We start from the raw sequence: 15,247 nt of genomic DNA on the forward strand, positions 1-15,247 counted from the left end.
ATGCTGGGGCTTTTTTTGGGGGGTGCTCGGGTGGGGGTTTGGGTGTTTGCTGCGGGTCCGCAACCCTCACCCCAGCCCTCTCCCAGAGGGAGAGGGGGCCGTATGGCTTGAAGCGATATTCCATCTCCCTGGTCGTTTTATCCGCGTCTGAAACCTCAATGAGGCACGGCTCCAGCATCGGCACGGACAGTCCCCTCTCCCTTCAGGGAGAGGGTTAGGGAGAGGGGCTCTTCAGCAGGCTCAGTCCGTGCCGGTGGTAGGGGGGTGCCTCATTGAAGTTTCAGGTCAGGCTGGGTTTTTTTTGTGTGGGGGTGCCCAGACGGGGCCTTGGGTGCTTGCTACAAATCCGCAACCCTCTCCCCAGCCCTCTCCCTGAAGGGAGAGGGGGCTTGTCCATGCCGAGAAAGCTAATGGCTTTTGCCGGAAACCGCCGAGGCTGCCGGCTAACGCCATAACATCAAACCCTGCCCAACGGCCCCCTCTCCCTCTGGGAGAGGGCTGGGGTGAGGGTTGCGGACTCCCCCTCAAAGCGCATCGTGAAAGATGACACCCAATGTAAACCGCTCCCCCCACAACAACCGGCTGACCCCATGGCGCATGCTCACCCGATAGTCCCCACGCGCGCCCCGCACCGGCCGCTGCGAGACAGCGAACACCACGGCATCCCCCTGGCACAACGGCACCACCTCCACCCGCGACTGCATGCGCGGGCGCTGTTCGGTGAGGACGAACTCGCCGCCGCCGAACTCCTCGCCCGGTTGCGACAGCAGGATGGCGACCTGCAGCGGGAAGGCCAGTTCGCCGTACAGGTCCTGGTGCAGGCAGTTGTAGTCGCCCTCGCCGTAGCGCAGCAGCAATGGCGTGGGGCGCAGTTGGCCAGCGGCGTGGCAGCGTTCAAGGAATTCGGCGTGCCGCGGCGGGTATGCCGGCGCCAGGCCCAGGCGGCGTTGCCAGGCGTTGGCGATGTTCGCCAGGGGCGGATAGAAGGCCTCGCGCAGCGTCTGCAGCGGCGCCGGCAAGGGATAGGCGAAGTAGCGGTACTCGCCCAGGCCGAAACCGTGGCGGGCCATGACCACCCGGCTGCGGAAGGGTTCGTCGCGGGCGTAGAGGGCGCGCAGCCATTGGCATTGACGCGGGTCGAGCAGCCCGGGGACCAGGGCGTGGCCGCCGGCGTCCAGGCGCGCGGCCAGCGCTGGCCAGTCCAGGGCGGCGATGCGCTTGGCGAGTGGGGTCATGGGCGGGCTCCGCGGGGCGATGCCGCCAGTCTAGGCGAGCGGCCAGCCGCCCTGCGCCCCGATGCCGACTTTCAAACCCGGGGGTTCGCGAGCAAGCTCGCTCCTACAGTCGCAGGAGGAATGCCCTCGTAGGATGGGTTGAGCGAAGCGATACCCATCACCATGGCCCGATGGGTTTCGCAGGCTCAACCCATCCTACGAAGAGCGCCTCGGCGCGCGGGGCAAGACAGTCGCTCCTGCAGGGGCATGGCGCAGGTGGGGGCGGCGTAGGAGCGGATCTCATCCGCGATCCGCGCCGGAACGTCCGGCCATCGCGGACAAGGTCCGCTCATACGGTTCCAGGAAGCATGGCTTTTCGTAGGATGGCATTGAGCGAAGCGATACCCATCACCATGGCCCGATGGGTTTCGCAGGCTCAACCCATCCTACGAAGAGCGCCTCGGCGCGCGGGGCAAGACAATCGCTCCTGCAGGGCATGGCGCAGGTGGGGCGGCGTAGGAGCGGATCTCATCCGCGATCCGCGCCGGAACGTCCGGCCATCGCGGACAAGGTCCTACCCTACGGACGGGCACGGCCTCTCGCAGGATGGTGTTGAGCGAAGCAATACCCATCCTGCGAAAAGCGCCTCGGTGCGGCCACTCAGTCGTCGTCGCCGGGGTGGTCCGCCAGGCCTTCCAGCTCAGCGCGCGCCACGGCGCGTTCATCAAGTTTGCGGCGGGCCGCTTCGGGCAGGTCGGTGTAGCGGATCACCCCGCGCTCGACCAGCACGTTGACCACGTCTTCCAGCACACGAATCACTTCCAGGTCGGACTGGCGCAGCAGGTCCAGCCGGCTGCGCACCTCGGTGCGCGCATCCAGCCATTGCCGAAGCTCGTCGCTCTGGTAGGCCAGCGTGTCGTTCATGCCTTCGAAGGGCTGGCTTTCCACTCTCAACAGATTTCCTTGCCCATCGCGTTGTACGTAAACCATGCGGGTCGACCTAACCGTCATTGTCAAGGGGTACGAACGGAGCCTTCCTGTCCGTCGTCTGCGAACTGGGACCGTCGATCGGCCCCAGGGTTCGGCGCAGCTTAACAAGGTCGGCTCAAGAAAGCAGGCTGACCACCGCGAAACGGCTCAGGTTGGCCTGGGCCACCACGGTCTGGGTCACCGCCGCGTAACTGGAGCCGCTGTCGCGCACCAGGTTGAACACCGACGCCGCGTAGTCCTGCGCCCATTGCTGCTCGTCGCGGTCGGCCTGGCGGGCCAAGAACTCGCGGATCTCGCCCTGGCGCTGGCGCAGCTGGTCGCGCAGGGTGCCGATGCGGTCCAGCGCATCTATCACCTGGTCGAGCATGTGGCGCAGTTCGCGCTGGTCGCTGCCGGCCAGGCTCTGCGGCAGGTCCAGCAGGCGCTGCTCGCGGGTGCGGGCGGGGCTGGCGCGGTCCTTGGCGAAGCGTTTGCCCTCCCCTTGCACGTTGAGCTGGCCGCCCTGCTTGCGCCAGTCGGCCTCGGCCATGGAGAAGCTCAGCCTGCCGTCGGCGTCGAGTTCCGCGCGGATGCCGCTGGATGCCAGGCCGACGTTGAAGCTGCGCAGCAACTGCTGGTCGCTCATGGCGTCGTCCAGCACCACCACGCCGGGTTCACCCTGGGCGCGGCCGGTGTGGAACAGCAGGGTCTCGCGGCCGCCTGCGCGGGCTTCGTCGAGGGTGGCCAGGCCGTCGATGGCGAAGCGGGTGCGCGCCGCTTCGTGCAGGTGCAGGTCGAGGTTGGCGTCCAGCCCGCCGGCGCTGCGCTCGCGGCGTTGCGCCAGCAGCTCGGCGGCCTGCTGCAGCGGCTGCTCCAGCTGCTTGCGGTTGCCGCCCTGGCCGCTGCCCAGCTCGCGGCCCAGGCTGAGCTTGAGCTGGTTGAGGCGGTCGGCCAGCTCGCCCAGGTAGCCTTCGGCGCTCTGCATGGCGCTGAGCTGCTGGTTGAGCTGGATGCTGAAACCGGCAGCCTTGCCCACACTGCGCTCGCCGGCGCTGGCCGCGCTGCGCGCCGGCTTGCGCTGGCGCAGGGTGCGCTCGCCCACTGCCGGCGGCGCCTGGCGCGGCTGGCCGTCGATGGCGGCGACCGCCGGGAACGGGTTCTCGACCTTCATCGCGCCAGGGTCCTCAGAGCAGGCTGAACAGAGACAGGCCGTTGACCGTCAGGTAGGTCTTCTGCGTCGCCTGCAGGGCCAGCTTGTAGTTGCCCAGGTCGATGCTGGCCTTGGCGTAGTCCAGCGCCGAGAGGTCGCCCTCGACCTTCTGGTTGACCAGGGAGATGTCCTGGTTGCTGTTTTCCAGCAGGGTCAGGGTGTTCTGCCGCCCGCCCAGATCGGTGATGGCCGACAGCAGCTTGCCGTGGCTGTCGTCCAGCAGGTCGATGGTGGCCTCGATGCTCTGCTGGATGGCCGGGTCGCTGCTGTCCAGGGCCGGGTCCTGCAGCTTGGCCACCAGAGCGTGGAGGCCGTTGAGCAGGTCCATGCCGTTGCCGAACAGCGGGCGGATGGCGACGTTCTCGTCGACCATCACGCCGTTGGCCACCACCGCCTGGCGCGTCTTGTCGTTGCCGGTGGCGCTGTAGGTGCCGCTGGCCTCGTCGTAGGTCACCGCCGGCTGGTCGGTAAGGGTGCCGGAGAACAGGTAGCGGCCCTCCTCGTCCTTGACGTTGAGGTAGCTGACCAGGGTCTTCTCCAGGTTCGACAGCTCGCCGGCCATGGCGCCGAGCTGCTCGTTGGCGTTGGAGCCGTTGGCCGCCCACAGCAGCAGGTCGCGGATGTCCAGCAGGGTGTCGGAGGTGGACTGCAGGTTGGTTTCCTGGATCGACAGGTTGCCCGAGACCCCGGCGATGTTGCTGCCGTACTGGGCCAGGCTGGCCTCCGAGCGCTGGATGCGCAGGATGCGCACCGCGGCGATGGGGTCGTCCGAGGGGTGCTGGATGCGGTTGCTGCTGGACATCTGCTGCATCAGCTGCGACATCTTCTCGGTGTTGCGGCTCATCGAGTCCAGGAGGATGGCGGTGCTCTGCGAATTGGTGATGCGCATGGGGCGTCTCGTCGGGTGGCGGGCTACGGCGTTCAGAAGGCCGCGAGCATGCTGTCGAACAGGTCCTTGGCGGTGCTGATGACCTTCATGTTGGCCTGGTACGCCTGCTGATAGGTCATCAGGTTGACCGCCTCCTCGTCCAGGTTCACCGCGCTGACGCTGTCGCGCTGGTTCTGTGCCTGCTGCGTCACGGTCTTGGCGGTGTCCAGGTCGGCCTGGTTCTGCCGGCTGTCGCTGGCCACCCGGCCGATCAGCCCGGCGTAGGCGTCGTTGAGCGTCACCTGGTTGCCGTCGACGCTGATGACCTGGCTCTTCAGGTCGATCAGCTGCAGCAGGTTGCCGTTGTTGCCCTTCTCCCCGGCGCTGTCGGACAGCGCCAGCTCGGTGGGCTGCAGGCCGATGAGGCTGAGCAGCTTGCCGGTGCTGCCGGGGTTGGCCTGCAGCAGCGCCTGGCCGGGGTTGCCGTTGAGGTCGTAGCCGCCGGCCAGTGTGGAGTTGACCAGGTCGGCGACCTGGGTGGCCATCTGCGCCAGGCTGTCGAGGTTCGGCCGCAGGGTCTGGTATTCGGTGTCGTACAGCGCGCCCATGGCGCCGCCCAGGTCCTGCTGGTGGATGGCGAACTGGGTGCCGGCGAAGGCCAGGCTGACGTCCTGCTCGCCGCTGCTGGTCAGGCTGACCTTCAGCTGCGCGGCGGAGGCGCCGGCCACCAGCGGCTGGCCGTTGGCCAGGGACACCGAGACCGAGCCGTCGGCGGCGGCAGTGGTGCGGATGCTGCTGTACTGGCTGAGCTGGGTGATCAGCGCGTCGCGCTGGTCCTGCAGGGCCGAGGGGTCGGCGGCGGCGGACTGCGCGGCGACGATCTTCTTGTTCAGCAGGGCGATGTTGCCGGTCAGGCCGTTGATCTCGCCGACCATGGTGCCGCGCTGCTCCTGCAGGGACTTGAGCTGGGTGTCGAGGTTGCCGGAGAGGGTGTTGAAGCGCTGCGCCAGGTTGCCGGCCTCGGCGATGATCTGCTGGCGCAGGGCGGTGGAGTCCGGGGTGGCGCTGGCCTCGCTGAGGGCGGCGAAGAAGTTGTCGAGGCCGACGCTGATGCTGGCGCCGTCGCTGGACATCAGGTCCTCCAGCGCGCCCAGGTACTGCTGGGCGTTGCTGTAGTAGTTCTGCGCGGTGGTGGCGCGCCACAGCTGCTGGTTGAGGAAGTCGTCGGACATGCGCCGGATGCCGGTCACCTTCACCCCGCCGCCGGGGCTGAGCGAGCCCTGCCCGCCGAGGGAGCTGGTGAGCACCGACAGGCGGCTGAACCCCGGGGTGTTGACGTTGGAGGTGTTCTGCCCGGTGATCGACAGGCCGATCTCCGAGGCGCGCACGCCGCTGTAGGCGATCTGCGTCAAATTGCTCACGACTGCTTCCCTTTGGGCTGAAGGCGGATCGGTTGGGCGAAGGCGGCGGACAATGCCTGGTGTTGCGTGCCCTGCTGCTGATAGGCGACCGGTTCGGCCGCCGGCTTAAGCGGCGCCGGCGCTGCGGCCTGGCCGCGGCGATCGAGGTCGTCGAGGATGCCGCGGGTGTAGCGGCGGGTTTCCTCGAAGGGGATGCGTTCGATCCAGGCCTCGCCGCTGATCTCGCCGCGGCGCGGGTCGCCGTTGCTCTTCAGCCACTCGTCCACCCGGCCGGGGCCGGCGTTGTAGGCGGCCAGGGCCAGGGCGCGGTGGCCGTCGTAGCGCTGCAGCATCTCGTCGAGGTAGGCGCTGCCGAGCTGGCGGTTGTAGGCGCCGTCCTGGGTCAGGCGCTGCGGGTCGAACTCCAGGCCCAGCTTGGCGGCCATTTCCCGCGCGGTGTCGGGCATCAGCTGCATCAGGCCGCGGGCGCCCTTGGGCGAGACGGCGGCGACGTCGCCGGCGGATTCGTGGTCGATCAGGCTGTCCACCAGTTCGCCGAAGGCCGCGCTGCCGCGTTGCCAGAGCCGCCCGGCGGCCTGCACGCCGCGCTGCCAGTCGGCCGCCACGGCCTGCTGCAGGCTGCGCGGCAGGCCCAGCTGGTCGCCGCCGGCCAGCGCCTCGCCGCGGCTGTCGGAGTCGTGGCCGGAAAGCTGGCGCACCAGCAGCGCGGCGATGCCGGTCTGCTTGCGCTCGGCTAGGTTGTCGGCGAGCACGCCGTCGTAGAAGTCGCGCAGGGTGTCCAGGTCGCGGCTGCGGCCGATGCCGCCGGCCGAGAGCACGTCGCCGGCCTTGCGCATCTGCTTGAGGATCTGTTGCAGGAACAGCGCCTCGAACTGCTCGGCGGCCGCCTCCAGGCGCGCCTGGGGGTTGCCGTCCTGGCCGCGCGCGGCGTTCAGCGCGGTGGGGAGTGAAACGATGCTCATGCGCGCGCCCTAGATGATGATGAGTTCGGCGTTCAGCGCGCCGGCCTTCTCCAGCGCCTGGAGGATGCTCATGACGTCGTCCGGGGTGGCGCCGAGGCTGTTCACGGTGTCGATGATGCTCTGCAGGCTGGCGCCCTCGGGCCAGCGGAACATCGGCTTCTTGTCCTGGGCGACGTTGACGTCGGACTGCGGCGTGACCGTGGTGCGGCCGCCGGAGAACGGCGCCGGCTGGCTGACCTGGGGGTTCTCGCTGATGGTCACGGTGAGGCTGCCGTGGGACACCGCGGCGGCCTTCACCCGCACGCCCTGGCCGATGACCACGGTGCCGGTGCGGCTGTTGAACACCACCTTGGGCCGTTCGCGGCCTTCCTGCACCTCCACGCCTTCGAGCAGGGCCATGAAGCTGGTGCGCTGGTTGGCCGAGACCGGCGCGCGCACGCTGACCTTGGTGCCGTCCAGGGCCTGAGCGCTGCCGGCGCCGAGCAGGTTTTCCAGCGCGGTGACGATGTGCGCGGCGGTCTGGAAGCTGGGCTGGCGCAGGTTGAGCATGATGTCCGGGCGGCTGGCGAAGTCGCTGGGGATCATCCGCTCGACGGTCGCGCCGTTGGGGATGCGCCCGCCGTTGGCGGTGTTGATGGTGACGCTGGAGCCGCTCTGGCCGCTGGCGTTGAGGCCGCCCACGGCCACCGCGCCCTGGGCCAGGGCATAGGTTTCGCCGTCGATGCCGCGCAGCGGCGTGAGCAGCAGCTGGCCGCCGCGCAGGCTCTTGGCGTCGCCCAGCGAGGACACGGTGACGTCCACCGTCTGCCCGGGGCTGTACGAGGGCGGCACTTCGGCGGTGATGCTCACCGCGGCGACGTTCTTCAGCTTGGGGTCGATGTTGGCCGGCAGGTTGACGCCGAACTGCTTGATCATGTTCACCACCGACTGGCTGGTGAACTTCACCTGGGTCTTGTCGCCGGTGCCGTCGAGGCCGACCACCAGGCCGTAGCCGATCAGCTGGTTGCCGCGGATGCCTTCCACGTCCACCAGTTCCAGCAGCGGCACGGCGCGACTCGCCAGGGGCCAGCAGAACAGCGTCAGCGGCAGCAGGTACTTCAGGATGGCTCGCATGGCCGGCAGCGCCTCACAGCGGGAACAGAGGATGGGTGAAGAAGCGCGTCAGCCAGCCGGCCGAGTTGCTGTCGTTGAGCACGCCGCGCCCGGCGTAGGAGATGTTGGCGTTGGCGACGTTCTGCGAGGACACCTGGTTGTTGCGGTTGATGTCCTCCACCCGCACCAGGCCGGTGAGGCGGATGAACTCCGAGCCCTGGTTCAGGCGCAGGTTCTTCTCGCCGCGGACCACCAGGGTGCCGTTGGGCAGCACCTGGTGCACGGTCACCGCGATGGCGCCGCGCAGGGAGTTCTGCTGCTCGCTCTTGGCGTCGCCCTTGAAGTCCCGCGAGCTGTCCGCCGAGCTTTCCAGGCGGTCGTAGCTGTGGCCGAGGATGGTGGGGATGCCGATGCCCAGGCTGGAACTCTTGTCGAAGCTGGTGCCGGCGCTCTTGCTCGACTGCGTCTGCTCCTCCAGCACCACGGTGAGCACGTCGCCCACGCGCAGGGCGCGCTGGTCCTGCACCAGGCCGCCGTAGTAGCCGGGGCGGTACAGCCCGCCGCCGGTGGTGGGCGGCAGGCTGTAGTCGAGGGTCGGCGGCTGGTAGGCGCTGGAATCCTCGTCCGGGAGCATCTCGTTGAAGCTCGCGCAGCCGCCCAGCAGCAGCAGGGCGAGCAGCGTCGGCAGGCGGCTCATGGCGGTCATACGGTCTGGTTGAGGAACTGCTGCATGCCGGAGGCGGCGTCCAGCACCTTGGCGTTGGCCTCGTAGGCGCGCTGGATGGCGATCATGTTGACCATGGCCTCCACCACCTGCACGTTGGAGCCTTCCAGCACGCCCTGCTTGAGGGTGCCCAGGCCGTCTTCGCCGGGCACGCCTTCCACCGGCTGGCCGCTGGCCACGGTCTCGCGGTAGAGGTTGCCGCCCAGGGCTTCCAGGCCTGCCGGGTTGGTGAAGTTGACCAGGGTGATCTGGCCCAGCTGGGTCGGCTGCGTCTCGCCGGCCATGATCGCGGTGACGGTGCCGTCGCTGCCCACGGTGAAGCTGCTGCTGCCGGCCGGCACCTCGATGTTGGGGATCAGCGGCAGGCCCTGGGCGTTGACCACCACGCCGTCGGAATTGAGCTGCAGCTGGCCGTTCTCGGTGTACAGGGTGTCGCCATTGGGCGCTTCCACCTGGAAGAAGCCGCGGCCGACCACGGCCAGGTCCATCGGCTGCCCGGTGGTCTGCATGCTGCCTTCGGTGAACACTTTCTGCGTGCCGGCCACGCGCACGCCGCTGCCCAGCTGGATGCCCGAGGGCACGGTGTTGACCTGGTCGGCCTGGGCGCCGGGCTGGCGGTCGATGGAATAGAACAGGTCCTCGAAGACCACCCGGTCGCTCTTGAAGCCGGTGGTGTTGACGTTGGCCAGGTTGTTGGCCACCGCCGACAGCGCGGTGTCCTGCGCGGCCAGGCCGGTCTTGCTCACCCACAGTGCCGAACTCATGCGGTATCTCCTTCGCGGGCCGCGCGCGGCGCGGCCGGGTTGTACGGGGCGCGTCAGTCGCGCAGCAGGCGGTCGCCGGCGGACGCCATGTCCTCGGCGGCCTTCATCATCTTCACCTGGGTCTCGAACATGCGGTTCAGGCTCATGGTCGCGGTGAGCTGGTCGATCGACGACACGTTGCTCGCCTCCAGGTACCCGCTGACCAGGCGCACGTTTTCGGTGGCCTCGGCCGGCTGGCCGTCCTTGCGCACCAGCAGGCCGGCGGCGTTCTTCTGCAGCTCGGCGGCCGGGGCGTCGACCAGCTTGATGCGGTCCACCTCGGTCATCAGGTAGTCGCCTCGGGGCATCACCGAGACGGTGCCGTCCTCGCCAATGTTCACGCTGTCGTACTCGGGCAGGACGATCGGGCCGCCCTCCCCCAGCACCTGGCGGCCGTTGATGGTCAGCCGCCCCTCGCTGTCGACGACCATGCTGCCGTGGCGGGTGTAGGCCTCGCCCTCGCCGTCCCGCAGGGCGATCAGGCCCTGGCCGCGGATGGCGAAGTCGAGGTCGCGGCCGGTCACCGTGAGGGTGCCGGGGGCCATGTCGACGCCGTTGTTCTCCAGGCGCGCCAGGTGCCGGCTGTCGTAGCCGTAGCCGCTCACGTCCACGGCGCTGACGCGCTCCATGTCGGCGCGGAACCCCGGGGTGTTGGCATTGGCCAGGTTGTTGGCGCGCACCTGCAGCGACTGCAGGGTGCGGCTGGCGGCGCTCATCGCGGTATAGGCCAGGCGGTCCATGGGTCAGCCTCAGACGGCGCCGAACAGCGCTTGGGTGAGTTCCTTGTCGGTGGTCAGCACCTTGGTGTTGGCCTGGTAGTTGCGCTGGCCTTCCATCAGGCTCACCAGTTGCGCGGTGAGGTCGACGTTGGAGCCTTCCAGCGCGCCGGCCACCAGGTCGCCGAACTGGCCGCCGCCGGGGGCGCCCACCAGCGGGCCGCCGGAGGCCGAGGTCTCGGTCCAGGCGGTGCCGCTGACCGCGCGCAGGCCCTCGGGGTTGACGAAGCTGGCCAGCACCACCTGGCCCTGCAGCAGGCGCTGGCCGTTGCTGTAGTTGACGTAGACCATGCCGTCCTCGTCGACGGTCAGGCCGGTCTTGTCGCCGGAGGCATAGCCGGAGGCCTTGTTGGTGGTGACGGCGAAGTCGGAGCCGTACTGGGTGGTGCCGGTGTAGTCGACGTTGATCGCCAGGGCGTTCACGCCGCCGGCCAGGCCGCCGACGTTGAGGGTGAAGGGCGCGCTGGGCGAGGTCAGCATGCCGGCGCTGTCGAAGCTCAGCGCCTGGGTGCCCACGGCGTTGCCATCGGCGTAGTAGTGGCTGGTCCAGGCGTTGTCGGCGGTCTTCACGAAGTACTGCGTCAGGGTGTGTTCCTTGCCCTGGGAGTCGTAGACCTTGGTGGTGTAGGTGGAGTTGTAGGTGGAGGCGTCGGCCGGGTCGAAGGCCAGGGCCGGCACTTCGCCGTCGGCGTCGAGGTTGGCGACGAAGTCCAGGCTGTCAGTGGCCTTGGCCGGCAGGCTGGCGGTCTTCACCTGCAGGTCGCCGAGCACGCCGGCCTGCAGGTTGCCGGCGGCGTCCACCGAGTAACCCTGCAGGCGCTGGCCGGAGGCGTTGACCATGTAGTTGGCGTTGTCGGTGTTGAACACCCCGGCGCGGGTGTACTGGGTCTCGCCGGTGGCGCTCTTGACCATGAAGAAGCCGGTGCCGGAGATGGCCAGGTCGAGGTTGCGGCTGGTGTTGGTGAGGCTGCCGCCGAGGCTGATGCTCTGGGTGCTGCCCAGCACTTCCACGCCCATCGCCTGGCTGTCGGCGTAGACGCTGCCGAACTCGGTGCGCGAGGACTTGAAGCCAACGGTGCCGACGTTGGCGATGTTGTTGCTGACGGTGTCCAGCTGCTCGCTGACGGCGTTCAGCCCGGTCAGGGAAATATTGAAGCTCATCGGGGTTCTCCTGGGCGGGATCAGGCAGCCGCGCTGCCGAATTCGACGATGTTGTAGAAGGGCACGGAACCGGCGCCCTCGACTTCCAGTACCGGGCCGCTGTCGCTGACGCGCACGTGGCTGACCTTGCCGCCGACCTCGACCTTGGGCTTCTCGCCGCTGCTGGTCTCGACCTCGACGCTGTACTTGCCCGGCGCCAGGCCGAGCTTCTGCGGGTCGACGCTGAAGGCCACGCTGCCGGCCTCCTGCGGGCCGAGGGCGAGCTTGGTCACCTCGCCGGTGGCGGCGCTGGTCAGCTTCAGGGTGGTGCTGGTGGAGGCGTGCTCCAGCTGCACCTGGCCATCGACCACGGCGTCGTCCAGCTGCAGGCTGTCCACCGAGACCATCACCTTCTGCCCTACCAGGCCGGCGGCGGTGAGGTTCTGCAGGTTGTCGGCGAGCACCAGGCTGTTCTTCTGGATGGTGTTGAGGTTCTCCAGGCTCTGCACCTGGGACAGCTGCGAGTACTGGTTGACAAACTGGGTGCTGTCCACCGGGTCGGTCGGGTCCTGGTACTGGATCTGCGCGACCATCAGGGTGATGAAGTTGTTCTGCAGCTGCGACACGTCGGTCAGGTTGACGCCGACGCTGTCGCTGCCAGCGCTGCTGCCATTGGCGGAGTTGGTGCCGTTGACGCTGCTGGTCATGACTGTTCTCCCAGCTTCAGCAGGCCCTGCTGCATGCTGCGTACGCGGTTGAGGACGTCGACGCTGGTCTCGAAGCTGCGGGTGGCCGACATCATGTCGGTCATTTCCTCGATCTCGTTGACGTCCGGGTAGTAGACGTAGCCATCGCGGTTGGCCAGCGGGTTGTTCGGCTCGTAGCGGCGTTGCGGCGCGGTGCCGGAAGTCACCACGTCCAGCACCTGCACACGGGCGCCGCCCATGCCGGCGTCGCGCACCAGTTCGTCGTTGCCGTACACGGCGGCGAACATCGGCTTGCGCGCCTTGTACGCGGCGTCGGCGCTGGAGGCGGCGGAATCGGCGTTGGCCAGGTTGCTGGCCACGGTGTTCAGGCGCACGGTCTGCGCGGTCATCGCGGAACCGGCGATGCGGTAGATGGAGTCCAGTGCCATGCTCAACGTCCTTCGATGGCCTGCTTGAGGCCGCGGAACTTCATGCCGAGGAAGGTCAGGCTGGTCTGGAAGCCCATGGCGTTGCGGGCGAACTCCGACTGCTCCACACCCTGCTCGACGGTGTTGCCGTCTTCCGACGGCTGGTTGGGGATGCGGTACTTCAGCTGCGCGTCGTCGTCGGCGAAGGCCAGGCCGGCGTCCTCGGCCTGCGGGTCGAGGCGGCGCATCTCGCCGGCGAAATCGATATCGCGGGCGAGGAAGCCCGGGGTGTCCTGGTTCGCCAGGTTGGCGGCGAGGATCTCGCTGCGCTGGGTGCGCACCTGCAGCGCACGCACGTGCACGGCGAGGGATTCTTCTACCCGTATGCTCATCGGTGGCTGTCTCCGGCCTGACTCTTGCTGGCGTCCCCTTCAGCAGGAACCGTGCCTAACTTGAGAACAGCGAGCGAAGCCTTGATTTCACTGACCTCCAGCCCACACCGCCAGCCCCCGGCCGCCCCCCGGCTTCCGCTTTCGCGTCGCCTGGCGGGCCGGGGCGGAAAAAGCCTTTCCGCCCTTTTCCTGGTCCTCGCCGCCGGCCTGGCCAGCCCCATGTGCGAGGCCGCCGGCGAAGCCCGCGCGCAAGTCGAACAGGCGGTGAGCGCGCAACTGGACGCCCAGCTGCGCGAAGAAGCCCGGCGCAACGGCTGGCAGGGCCTGCGCAGCCAGTTCAGCCACGAACTGCTCGGCAGCCTGCCGCCAGCGCCCTGCAGCCAGCCGCTGCAACTGCAAAGGCGCAGCGACGAACCCTCGGCCCTGGCCCGCCAGCGCTACGAAGTCCGCTGCGCGGACGGCGCCGGCTGGGCGGTGACGGTCAGCAGCCAGGCCGACGTCTTCCTGCCGGTGCTGGTGACCGCCGCCATCATCGACCGCGGCCAGGTCCTGGGCGCCGGCGACCTGAAGCTGCAAGCGCAGAACATAGCCCGCGCCCACCACGGCTTCTTCACCCGCCCCGAACAGGTCATCGGCCAGGGCGCCCGCCGCCGCCTGCGCGCCGGCCAGCTGCTCACCCCGCAGGTGCTCAGCAGCGCGCAACTGGTCAAGCGCGGCCAGCAGGTCCGCATCAACGCCAGCCGCGACGGCATCCAGGCCAGCACCCCGGGCCAGGCCCTGGCCAACGGGCAGCAGGGCGAAGTGATCAAGGTGCGCAACCTGAGCAGCGAGAAGGTGATCCAGGCGCGGGTGGTCGAGGCGGGATTGGTGAGCAGCACGTTCGAATGAACGAGCGCCGGCCCTGCCGGCGATTCGCGCGCAGGGCGCGCTCCTACAGGGGAATGACACGGGTGGGGCAGCGTAGCGGATCTCATCCGCGAACCGCGCCGGAACCTCCGGCTATCGCGGACAAGGTCCGCTCCTACGGGGGGAGAATGCCAGGTTTCACGGCAGACTGTAGGAGCGGGCCCTGCCCGCGATTTCGCGCGCAGGGCGCGCTCCTACAGGGGAATGACACGGGCGGGGCAGCGTAGGAGCGGATCTCATCCGCGAACCGCGCCGATACCTCCGGCTATCGCGGACAAGGTCCGCTCCTACGGGGGAGGAATACCGTGCCCCCGGCAACCTGTAGGAGCGGGCCCTGCCCGCGATTTCGCGCGCAGGGCGCGCTCCTACAGGGGAATGACACGGGTGGGGCGGCGTAGGAGATCTTATCCGCGAATCGCGCCGGAACCTCCGGTTATCGCGGACAAGGTCCTACGGGGGAGGAATACCGTGCCCCCGGCAATCTTTAGGAGCGAGCCCTGCCCGCGATGCCCTCTTCCCGCCTCCCGCAAGAATTTCTCGAATCGGCCCTTAAGCCCTTTTCCATCCCGGTCGCCCTACCCCTTCAGCAGGCGATCAAAGCCGGCTTTACACAAGCCCAATCCGAGGATTCACTCCATGGCTCTGTCGATCCATACCAACTATTCCGCCCTGACCACCCAGACCAACCTGAACAAGACCAACGCCAAGCTGGCCACCAACCAGCAGCGCCTGGGCACCGGTTACCGCGTGAACAGCGCCGCCGACGACGCCGCCGGCCTGCAGATCGCCACCCGCCTGGACGCCCAGTCCCGCGGCATGGCCGTGGCCACCCGCAACGTCAACGACTCCGTGTCCCTGCTGCAGACCGCCGAAGGCGCCTTCAGCGAAATGACCGACATCGTCCAGCGCATGAAGGACCTGGCCACCCAGTCCTCCAACGGCACCAACAGCTCCAAGGACCAGGACTCCATGCAGTCCGAGTACGACGAGCTGGGCAAAGAGCTGGCCAACATCATGAAGAACACCAGCTACGCCGGCGACAAACTGTTCAGCGACGGCACCGAAGTCGACGGCAGCAACGGCAAGTTCTCCGCCTCCATCAGCTTCCAGATCGGCGCCAGCAGCGCCGAGACCCTGGCGGTCGACGCTTCCACCAACCTGACCGACGTCGCCACCAAGCTCAGCGACATCTCCTCGGTCTACGCCGCCAGCGGCGCAGCCACCGCCGCCAGCGGCAGCGAACTGAGCGCGGCCAACGCCAACGGCATGATCGACAAGCTGAGCACCGCCCTGGACAGCATCGGCACCCTGCGCGCCCAGTTCGGCGCCAACATCAACCGCCTGAATCACACCGCCAACAACCTGGCCAACATGAAGGACAACACCGACGTGGCCAAGGGCACCATCATGGACGCCGACTTCGCCTCCGAATCGGCCGCCATGACCAAGAACAGCATGCTGATGCAGTCCGGCATCTCCATGCTCAAGCAGGCCGGCCAGATGCCGGGCATGGTCATGTCCCTGCTGGGCTGATCCGCCCCGCGCAACTGACCGAAAGCAAACGCCCCGACCCGTTCGGGGCGTTTGCCGTTGGGGCCGGGGAATCCGGCGACGCGAGTGGAATTAGTAATCTGTCAAGCAAGAAAGGTATAGAAA

Annotated in this window: 16 protein-coding genes; 2 read left to right on the forward strand and 14 right to left on the reverse strand. The window is 68.2% G+C overall.

Annotated elements, in window-relative coordinates; translation table 11 throughout:
• Positions 1 to 524 precede the first annotated feature (524 nt).
• From FG99_RS18880 to flgB, 14 genes are all read right to left on the reverse strand, one after another.
• Positions 525 to 1,235 (reverse strand): 2OG-Fe(II) oxygenase, encoded by a 711-nt coding sequence (locus tag FG99_RS18880; RefSeq protein ID WP_043271826.1) that lies wholly within the window; start codon positions 1,233 to 1,235, stop codon positions 525 to 527.
• Between the two features lie 639 nt (positions 1,236 to 1,874).
• Positions 1,875 to 2,204, reverse strand: coding sequence for a hypothetical protein (locus tag FG99_RS18885; RefSeq protein ID WP_009622724.1), 330 nt, complete (start codon positions 2,202 to 2,204; stop codon positions 1,875 to 1,877).
• A 115-nt stretch (positions 2,205 to 2,319) separates the two neighbouring features.
• Complete coding sequence (locus tag FG99_RS18890; RefSeq protein WP_043271827.1) at positions 2,320 to 3,354, reverse strand: hypothetical protein; 1,035 nt, start codon at positions 3,352 to 3,354, stop codon at positions 2,320 to 2,322.
• 13 nt (positions 3,355 to 3,367) lie between these two features.
• Positions 3,368 to 4,282: a flagellar hook-associated protein FlgL gene (flgL, locus tag FG99_RS18895; RefSeq protein ID WP_043271828.1), complete on the reverse strand. Its 915-nt coding sequence runs from the start codon at positions 4,280 to 4,282 to the stop codon at positions 3,368 to 3,370.
• A 32-nt stretch (positions 4,283 to 4,314) separates the two neighbouring features.
• Complete coding sequence (flgK, locus tag FG99_RS18900; protein WP_043271829.1) at positions 4,315 to 5,682, reverse strand: flagellar hook-associated protein FlgK; 1,368 nt, start codon at positions 5,680 to 5,682, stop codon at positions 4,315 to 4,317.
• Positions 5,679 to 6,644: a lytic transglycosylase domain-containing protein gene (locus FG99_RS18905; RefSeq protein WP_043271830.1), complete on the reverse strand. Its 966-nt coding sequence runs from the start codon at positions 6,642 to 6,644 to the stop codon at positions 5,679 to 5,681. The genes flgK and FG99_RS18905 overlap by 4 nt, the downstream gene beginning before the upstream one ends.
• 9 nt (positions 6,645 to 6,653) lie before the next feature.
• Positions 6,654 to 7,757 (reverse strand): flagellar basal body P-ring protein FlgI, encoded by a 1,104-nt coding sequence (locus FG99_RS18910; protein ID WP_043271831.1) that lies wholly within the window; start codon positions 7,755 to 7,757, stop codon positions 6,654 to 6,656.
• A gap of 13 nt (positions 7,758 to 7,770) precedes the next feature.
• A complete protein-coding gene (gene flgH, locus FG99_RS18915; RefSeq protein ID WP_024128717.1) occupies positions 7,771 to 8,433 on the reverse strand; it encodes a flagellar basal body L-ring protein FlgH in 663 nt (220 codons plus the stop codon).
• A 5-nt stretch (positions 8,434 to 8,438) separates the two neighbouring features.
• Positions 8,439 to 9,224 (reverse strand): flagellar basal-body rod protein FlgG, encoded by a 786-nt coding sequence (flgG, locus tag FG99_RS18920; protein WP_009622739.1) that lies wholly within the window; start codon positions 9,222 to 9,224, stop codon positions 8,439 to 8,441.
• Positions 9,225 to 9,277: 53 nt separating this feature from the next.
• Positions 9,278 to 10,003: a flagellar basal body rod protein FlgF gene (locus FG99_RS18925; protein ID WP_043271832.1), complete on the reverse strand. Its 726-nt coding sequence runs from the start codon at positions 10,001 to 10,003 to the stop codon at positions 9,278 to 9,280.
• Between the two features lie 9 nt (positions 10,004 to 10,012).
• Complete coding sequence (flgE, locus tag FG99_RS18930; protein WP_043271833.1) at positions 10,013 to 11,200, reverse strand: flagellar hook protein FlgE; 1,188 nt, start codon at positions 11,198 to 11,200, stop codon at positions 10,013 to 10,015.
• 20 nt (positions 11,201 to 11,220) lie between these two features.
• Positions 11,221 to 11,886, reverse strand: coding sequence for a flagellar hook capping FlgD N-terminal domain-containing protein (locus tag FG99_RS18935; protein ID WP_043271834.1), 666 nt, complete (start codon positions 11,884 to 11,886; stop codon positions 11,221 to 11,223).
• Positions 11,883 to 12,314 carry a flagellar basal body rod protein FlgC gene (gene flgC, locus FG99_RS18940; RefSeq protein WP_043271835.1) on the reverse strand — a complete coding sequence of 144 codons (432 nt, stop codon included), beginning with the start codon at positions 12,312 to 12,314 and terminating at the stop codon, positions 11,883 to 11,885. The genes FG99_RS18935 and flgC overlap by 4 nt, the downstream gene beginning before the upstream one ends.
• Before the next feature lie 2 nt (positions 12,315 to 12,316).
• Positions 12,317 to 12,685 (reverse strand): flagellar basal body rod protein FlgB, encoded by a 369-nt coding sequence (gene flgB, locus FG99_RS18945; RefSeq protein ID WP_009622749.1) that lies wholly within the window; start codon positions 12,683 to 12,685, stop codon positions 12,317 to 12,319.
• Positions 12,686 to 12,904: 219 nt separating this feature from the next.
• Between flgB and flgA the strand changes: the two genes are divergently transcribed.
• Both flgA and lafA read left to right on the forward strand, forming a co-directional pair.
• Entirely contained in the window at positions 12,905 to 13,573 is a 669-nt protein-coding gene (gene flgA, locus FG99_RS18950) for a flagellar basal body P-ring formation chaperone FlgA (RefSeq protein WP_051879106.1), read from the forward strand.
• 654 nt (positions 13,574 to 14,227) lie between these two features.
• On the forward strand, positions 14,228 to 15,124 hold the full coding sequence (gene lafA, locus FG99_RS18955; RefSeq protein WP_043271836.1) for a lateral flagellin LafA: 897 nt from the start codon (positions 14,228 to 14,230) through the stop codon (positions 15,122 to 15,124).
• The last annotated feature ends 123 nt before the right edge of the window (positions 15,125 to 15,247 follow it).

The organism is Pseudomonas sp. AAC, assembly GCF_000725445.1.
Classification (GTDB): Bacteria; Pseudomonadota; Gammaproteobacteria; order Pseudomonadales; family Pseudomonadaceae; genus Pseudomonas; species Pseudomonas citronellolis.

What these genes read in the sequence shown, in the direction of transcription:
- flgC (WP_043271835.1), bottom strand. Translation starts at nt 12,314, where the DNA reads ATGGCACTGGACTCCATCTACCGCATCGCCGGTTCCGCGATGACCGCG.
- FG99_RS18905 (WP_043271830.1), bottom strand. Translation starts at nt 6,644, where the DNA reads ATGAGCATCGTTTCACTCCCCACCGCGCTGAACGCCGCGCGCGGCCAG.
- flgL (WP_043271828.1), bottom strand. Translation starts at nt 4,282, where the DNA reads ATGCGCATCACCAATTCGCAGAGCACCGCCATCCTCCTGGACTCGATG.
- flgB (WP_009622749.1), bottom strand. Translation starts at nt 12,685, where the DNA reads ATGAGCATACGGGTAGAAGAATCCCTCGCCGTGCACGTGCGTGCGCTG.
- FG99_RS18890 (WP_043271827.1), bottom strand. Translation starts at nt 3,354, where the DNA reads ATGAAGGTCGAGAACCCGTTCCCGGCGGTCGCCGCCATCGACGGCCAG.
- flgA (WP_051879106.1), top strand. Translation starts at nt 12,905, where the DNA reads ATGTGCGAGGCCGCCGGCGAAGCCCGCGCGCAAGTCGAACAGGCGGTG.
- flgE (WP_043271833.1), bottom strand. Translation starts at nt 11,200, where the DNA reads ATGAGCTTCAATATTTCCCTGACCGGGCTGAACGCCGTCAGCGAGCAG.
- FG99_RS18880 (WP_043271826.1), bottom strand. Translation starts at nt 1,235, where the DNA reads ATGACCCCACTCGCCAAGCGCATCGCCGCCCTGGACTGGCCAGCGCTG.
- flgH (WP_024128717.1), bottom strand. Translation starts at nt 8,433, where the DNA reads ATGAGCCGCCTGCCGACGCTGCTCGCCCTGCTGCTGCTGGGCGGCTGC.
- FG99_RS18935 (WP_043271834.1), bottom strand. Translation starts at nt 11,886, where the DNA reads ATGACCAGCAGCGTCAACGGCACCAACTCCGCCAATGGCAGCAGCGCT.
- FG99_RS18925 (WP_043271832.1), bottom strand. Translation starts at nt 10,003, where the DNA reads ATGGACCGCCTGGCCTATACCGCGATGAGCGCCGCCAGCCGCACCCTG.
- lafA (WP_043271836.1), top strand. Translation starts at nt 14,228, where the DNA reads ATGGCTCTGTCGATCCATACCAACTATTCCGCCCTGACCACCCAGACC.
- flgG (WP_009622739.1), bottom strand. Translation starts at nt 9,224, where the DNA reads ATGAGTTCGGCACTGTGGGTGAGCAAGACCGGCCTGGCCGCGCAGGAC.
- FG99_RS18910 (WP_043271831.1), bottom strand. Translation starts at nt 7,757, where the DNA reads ATGCGAGCCATCCTGAAGTACCTGCTGCCGCTGACGCTGTTCTGCTGG.
- FG99_RS18885 (WP_009622724.1), bottom strand. Translation starts at nt 2,204, where the DNA reads ATGGTTTACGTACAACGCGATGGGCAAGGAAATCTGTTGAGAGTGGAA.